1 protein-coding gene is annotated in these 397 nt (G+C 28.0%); it reads left to right on the top strand.

Annotation, left to right across the window (positions count from 1 at the left end; all coding sequences use genetic code 11):
• Positions 1-15: 15 nt before the first annotated feature.
• On the top strand, positions 16-397 hold a 382-nt coding region (locus tag V7014_RS26205; RefSeq protein ID WP_335511911.1), incomplete at its 3' end, for a DNA/RNA helicase domain-containing protein.

Raw genomic sequence — 397 nt, 5'->3', positions numbered from 1 at the left:
TATGCAAGGGAATGGATTAGTAAAGAAAATAAAAATCAATTTGATTGGGTCGAAGGAGTTAACAAATGGAAATGGAATTCTACTCATGAAGATTGGATGAATAAGAAAAATAGTCTACAAGAAATTGGATCGATTCATGCTGTTCAGGGTGTGGATATAAACTGTGTTGGATTAATTATTGGAAAAGATTTATCTTATCAAAACGGAAAAATCGTTGGAGTTTCAAATAATTACTATGATAAAAATGGAAAACCTATAATTAATGAATTTAAAGAATCGGAATTCACAGATTTTATTAAAAATATCTATTATACTTTAATGACAAGAGGTATCGATGGAATTCGACTATACATTGAAGATGAATCCTTGAAAAATTATATAAGACTCTGTATAGAAT

Origin of the sequence: Bacillus sp. JJ722 (assembly GCF_036963345.1) — a bacterium.
In the GTDB taxonomy this organism is placed as follows: domain Bacteria; phylum Bacillota; class Bacilli; order Bacillales; family DSM-1321; genus Bacillus_AD.
The sequence above is the reverse complement of the archived record's forward strand: the minus strand, read 5'-3'. Positions and strand labels throughout refer to the sequence as shown.